The sequence below is a fragment of the Kitasatospora sp. MY 5-36 genome, from assembly GCF_001182915.1.
Classification (GTDB): Bacteria; Actinomycetota; Actinomycetes; order Streptomycetales; family Streptomycetaceae; genus Kitasatospora.
The window spans coordinates 1-5528 of sequence record NZ_LFVW01000710.1 but is presented as its reverse complement, the minus strand read 5'-3'; the positions used below and the strand labels follow the sequence as shown (position 1 = coordinate 5528).

Here is a 5528-nt window from a genome sequence, read left to right as displayed (position 1 = left end):
CTGCCGGAGGTGTGGCCCGCCGTGGTGCTGCGGGAGCCGGCGCCGGTGCGGGTGCTGGACGGGGCCGGGCGGCCGGTCACGGTGGACGGCCGGGCGGGGGTGTCGGCCCGGCCGGCCCTGGTCGTGGTCCGGGGTCGGGAGGAGCGGGTGGACGGCTGGACCGGGCCCTGGCCGGCGGTCGAGTACTGGTGGGACCAGTCGCTGGCCCGGCGCCGGGCACGGTTCCAGGTCGTGGTGGACGGCGGCCGGGCGCTGCTGCTCACCGTGGAGGGGGGTGCCTGGTACCTGGAGGCCGGCTATGACTAGCGGCCCCGGCACCCGAACGGAGCAGGCCCGCAAGGGCAGGGCCGAAGGGAGCGGGCCGAGAAGGCCGAGTAGGCGAGCAGGGGGGAGCAGGACGAGCAGGGGGGGAGCAGGACGAGCACGAGAACGACGAAGGCAACCCCCGATGGGCTTCACCAGCCACCCCACGCTCCCCTGGAGCGAGCTGCACCGCCGGTTGACCGGCGCGGCGCCGGACCGTACGGTCGTCCCGCTGCGCCGCCCCGCCCCGGCTCCCGAACGCGCCGCACCGGAGAAGCCCGCCGCACCGGAGCAGCCCGCCACCCCCTGGGCCGAACTGCACGTCCACTCCGCCTTCAGCTTCCTGGACGGCGCCAGCGACCCGGAGGACCTGGTCGCCGAGGCGGTCCGGCTCGGCGTGGAGACCCTCGCGATCACCGACCACGACGGCCTGTACGCCGCCGTCCGGCTCGCCGAGGCGGCCCGGGGCACGGGCCTGGCCACCGTGTTCGGCGCCGAGCTGACGATCCGCGACGGCGGGACGGGCCGCGACGGCGGGACGGAGGAGCACCTGCTGGTCCTCGCCCGCGACCCGGCCGGCTACCGCCGCCTCTCCGCCGCGATCGCCGCCGCCCAGCTGGCCGGCGGCGCCAAGGGCAACCCGGTGTACGACCTCGGGGCGCTCGCCGGGGCGCACGACGGCCACTGGGCGGTGCTCACCGGCTGCCGCCTCGGCCGGGTCCCCGCCGCGCTCGCCGGGAGGAACGGCCCGGACCAGGGCGAGGCCGAGCGCAGGCTCCGCACCCTCGCCGAGGCGTTCGGCCCGGAGAACGTCCACGTCGAGCTGATCGACCAGTGGCTGCCCGGCGACGACCGGCGCAACGACGCCCTCGCCGCCCTCGCGGCGAAGGCGCGGCTCCCCGTCGTCGCCTCCACCAACGCCCACCACGCCGGCCCCGCCCAGGGCCGCCTCGCGCAGAGCCTCGCCGCCCTGCACGAGCGCCGCACCCTCCAGGACGCGGTCGGCTGGACCAGCGCGGCCGGCACCGCGCACCTGCGTTCGGGCCGCGAGATGGCCGGCCGGCTGGCCCGCTTCCCCGGGGTGCAGCGGGCCACCGCCGAACTCGGCCGGGCCTGCGCCTTCGACTTCGCCCGGCTGGACCCGGAGCTGCCCGGCTTCCCCGTCCCCGCGGGCGGGACCGAGATCGGCCACCTGCGCGCCCTGGTCGCGGCCGGCGGCCCGGCCCGCTTCGGCTCCGGCAACGCGGCCGCCCGCCGTCAGCTCGCCAAGGAGCTGGACGTGATCGAGGACCTCGACCTGGCCGGCTACTTCCTGATCGTGCACGACATCGTGGACTTCTGCCGGAGCCGGGACATCTGGTGCCAGGGCCGCGGCTCGGCCGCCAACTCGGCGGTCTGCTACGCCCTCGGGATCACCGCCGTCGACCCGGTCCACTACAAGCTGCTGTTCGAACGCTTCCTCTCCACCGCCCGGGACGGGCCGCCCGACATCGACCTGGACATCGAGAACCGCCGCCGCGAGGAGGTCATCCAGTACGTCTACGGCCGCTACGGGCGCGAGCACGCCGCCCAGGTCGCCAACGTGATCACCTACCGGCCCCGGCTGGCGATCCGCGACGCCGCCCGGGTGCTCGGCTACCCGCAGGGGCAGGTGGACGCGTTCAGCCGGCAGACCGACTTCCGCTCCGCCCCCGGCGCGGACGCCGTCATCCCCGCCGACGTGCTCCGACTCGCCGCCCAGCTCCACGGTCTGCCCCGCCACCTGGGCATCCACTCGGGCGGCATGGTGCTCACCAAGGAGCCGATCGGCGAGATCTGCCCCACCGAGTGGGCCCGGATGCCCGGGCGCTCCGTGCTCCAGTGGGACAAGGAGTCCACCGCCGGGGCCGGGCTGGTGAAGATCGACCTGCTCGGCCTGGGCATGCTCGCCGCCCTGCACGACGCCTGCGACCTGGTCGCGGAGCACCACGGCCTGCGCTACGACCTGGCCACCATCCCGGACGACGACAAGGGCGTGTACGCGATGCTGCGCCGGGCGGACACCGTCGGGGTGTTCCAGGTCGAGTCCCGGGCCCAGATGGCGACCCTGCCCCGGCTCAAGCCGGACCACTTCTACGACCTGGTGGTCGAGGTGGCGCTGATCCGCCCCGGCCCGATCCAGGGCGGCTCCGTCCACCCGTACCTGCGCCGCCGCGCCGGGGCGGAGCCGCCCGGCTGCCCGCACCCGCTGATGGAGAACGCCCTCGGCAAGACCCTCGGGGTGCCGCTGTTCCAGGAGCAGATGATGCAACTCGCCATCGACTGCGCCGGGTTCACCCCGGAAGAGGCCGACCGGCTGCGCCAGGCGATGGGCGCCAAGCGCTCGCACGAGCGGGTCGCCCGGCTGCGCGAGCGGCTGCTCACCGGGATGGCCGAGCGCGGCATCCCGGCCGAGGTGGCGGAGGACGTCTACGGCAAGATCGAGGCCTTCTCCAACTACGGCTTCCCGGAGAGCCACGCGATCAGCTTCGCCTACCTGGTGTACGCCAGCGCCTGGTTGAAGCACCACTTCCCGGCGGCCTTCACCTGCGCCCTGCTGGCCAACCAGCCGATGGGCTTCTACTCGCCGCTCAGCCTGGTCGCGGACGTCCGGCGGCACGGCGTGCGGGTGCGCGGGGTGGACGTCAACGCCAGCGGGGCGCGGCCCACCCTGGAGCCGTACCGGGGGCCGACCCCGAAACCGCCGCTGACCGCCGGACGCCCGCAACCGGCGATCCGGCTCGGCCTGGAGACGGTGCGCGGCATCGGCACCCCGCAGGCCGAGGCGATCGTGGCCGGGCAGCCGTACGCCGACCTGGAGGACTTCGCCCGCCGCACCGGCCTGCCCGGTCCCGCCCTGGAGGCGCTGGCGACGGCGGGGGCCTTCGACTGCTTCGAACTGACGAGACGTCAGGCACTGTGGGCCGCAGGGGCGTTCGCCGGGATCTCGGACGGACTGATCCCCGGCACCACCCCCGGGACCGAGGCGCCGGAGCTGCCCGGCATGAGCCCGGTCGAGGAGACCATCGCCGACCTGTGGGCCACCGGCACCTCCGCCACCAGCCACCCGCTCCAGCACCTGCGCGCCCACCTGGACCGCGGCGGCGCGCTCAGCGCCGCCCAACTCCCGGATGTGCCACCGGGAACGGAGGTGGTGGTCGGCGGCCTGGTCACCCACCGGCAGCGGCCGCCGACGGCCGGCGGGGTGCTCTTCCTCAGTCTGGAGGACGAGACCGGGCTGATCAACGTGATCTGCAACCGCCCGGTCTGGGAGTCCCAGCGCCGCACCGCCCTGGACCGGGCCGGGCTGCTGGTGCACGGCCGCGTCGAGCGCGACCGGGGCGCGACCAACCTGGTCGCCACCCGGCTCACCCCGCTCCGGATCGGCCTCTGAGCGGGGCGGGCCGGCGTGTGCCTGTGAGGCGGCGCGCGTCGACGCGTCGGGGTACGGCTAGAAGGCGGGCTGGTCGCCGAGGTCGAAGATCCGCAGGTCGGTGAGGCGGACGGTGTACCAGACGTCCCGGCTGCCCCCGCCGCTCCAGAACTCGGTCAGCCGGACGGAGGCGTAGCCCTCCTCCTCCTTGACCTGCTGGGCCGACCAGCTCGCCGGGACGTTCTGCGCGCGGAACACCGGATCGGCGTCGTTCCGCATCGCCCACTGGTCCAGCCGGTAGTTCAGGTACGGGGAGAGGTACTGCTCGCGGACCTGCCGCGGGCTCTCGGTGCCGCCCCCGCCCTCCACGGCGTCGCGGTACGCCTCCAGGAAGGTGAGCACCTGCTGGGCGGCCGGGGTGGCCGCCCGGACCTGGGCCCCGGCGACCACGGGGGCGGTCGCCGCGACGGCGGCCTGGGCGGGGGCGGCGGCCAGGCCGCCCACGGCGAGCAGGGCGGCGGTGAAGGACAGTGCGGTGCGCATGGCACGTGTACGGATCATGCGGGCATTCCACCACCCCGGAAGGCTCCGGCCCATCGCCGGAAGGAGTGGTGTACCCGTACTGCCCAACAGATGTGACGATACGTCAGGAGGTGGGGTAGCCGATCTCCGCGAGGTCGACGGCGAGCTCCTCCTCGTCGATGTCCGGGTTGAGCGCCGCCAGCACGGCCGGGGTGAGCGGGCGCAGCGCCAGGACGTGCTCGATCGCGGCGAGGTCCAGCTCGTGCTCCGGCTCGAAGTACTCCGTGGCCCAGGCCCGGTACCCGGCGGCCGAGCCGTCCAGCAGCAGGTCGAAGAGGCCCTCCGCGCCCCGCTCGGCGGCCGCGCCCCGCCAGGCGCCGTCCTCGTGGGCACGCCAGAAGCAGCGGGTGACCGTCGGCCCGTCCTCGTCCCCGAAGGCGGGCTCCTCGGCGAAGCGGCGGAACTCCTCGGGCACGGCCGCGAGCAGCTCCGGGGCGTTGGGCGCCTCGTGGTCGAAGCCGCGCCCGTAGGCGCCGACGGGGGAGAAGACCAGGCACCAGTCGTCGCCCTCGCCGTCGCGCATCGAGGCCAACTCCTCGCCCTCGTCCCAGGAGGCGTCGAAGGAGTGGTACCGCGCCTCCCAGTCGTCGGGGCTGAGGATCGCGTCGAGCGTGGCGAGGGCGCGGCAGCGGTCGCGCAGGTCGGGGATGGCGGGCAGTCGGTTGAGCAGGTCGTCCATGGGTGCCATTCAACCAACCCCGGTGGTCCGCCCGCGCCTCGGGCCGCCGCGCCTTGCCTGGTGCGCCGCCCTACGCCCCGGGCGGCCGTCCCTTGCCCGGCGCCCCGGCGAAGACCTGGGCGATCGGGAGCCAGGCGGTGGCGACGGGCCCGGTGGCGGTGAGGGCGAGGTCGTCCCGGTGCCGGCGCTGGGTCACCAGCAGGCAGAAGTCCAGGGCGGGGCCGGCCACCACGTCCCGCGCCCCGGCCGGGCCGATGGACCAGGACCCGCCGTCGGGCGCGGTCAGGTCGAGCCGGACCGGGCGCTCGGGCACGGGCAGTCCGTGCAGGGTGAAGGCGAAGCCCAGGGTGCGCAGCCCCAGGTGGGCGATGTGCCGCAGCCGGTCGGTGGGCTCGCGGGTGGCGCCGAGCGCGTCCGCGACGTCCTGGCCGTGCGCCCAGGTCTCCATCAGCCGGGCGGTCGCCATCGAGGCGGGCTTCATCGGCGGGCCGAACCAGGGCAGCCGGACGTCGGCCGGAGCGGCGCCGAGCGCGGCCAGCACCTCCGCCCGCCCGGCCCGCCAGCGGGCGAGCA

4 protein-coding genes and 1 pseudogene are annotated in these 5528 nt (G+C 75.6%); 2 read left to right on the top strand and 3 right to left on the bottom strand.

All coding sequences use genetic code 11. The annotated features are described in order from the left end of the window. Together AE652_RS34205 and AE652_RS34200 are read left to right on the top strand one after the other, a co-directional pair. Nucleotides 1-306 (top strand): annotated as a pseudogene (locus tag AE652_RS34205) (DNA polymerase Y family protein); the annotation flags it as partial. Between the two features lie 142 nt (nt 307-448). After that, a complete protein-coding gene (locus tag AE652_RS34200) occupies nt 449-3715 on the top strand; it encodes an error-prone DNA polymerase (protein ID WP_049658763.1) in 3267 nt (1088 codons plus the stop codon). Between the two features lie 57 nt (nt 3716-3772). On the opposite strand, the gene AE652_RS34195 is transcribed toward AE652_RS34200, so the two are convergent. The 3 genes from AE652_RS34195 to AE652_RS34185 all read right to left on the bottom strand — a co-directional run. Next, complete coding sequence (locus AE652_RS34195) at nt 3773-4255, bottom strand: hypothetical protein (RefSeq protein ID WP_159028631.1); 483 nt, start codon at nt 4253-4255, stop codon at nt 3773-3775. An 85-nt stretch (nt 4256-4340) separates the two neighbouring features. Next, entirely contained in the window at nt 4341-4955 is a 615-nt protein-coding gene (locus tag AE652_RS34190) for a hypothetical protein (protein WP_234348643.1), read from the bottom strand. Between the two features lie 70 nt (nt 4956-5025). After that, a partial coding sequence (locus AE652_RS34185) for a TIGR03084 family metal-binding protein (protein WP_049658756.1) occupies nt 5026-5528 on the bottom strand: 503 nt, incomplete at its 5' end.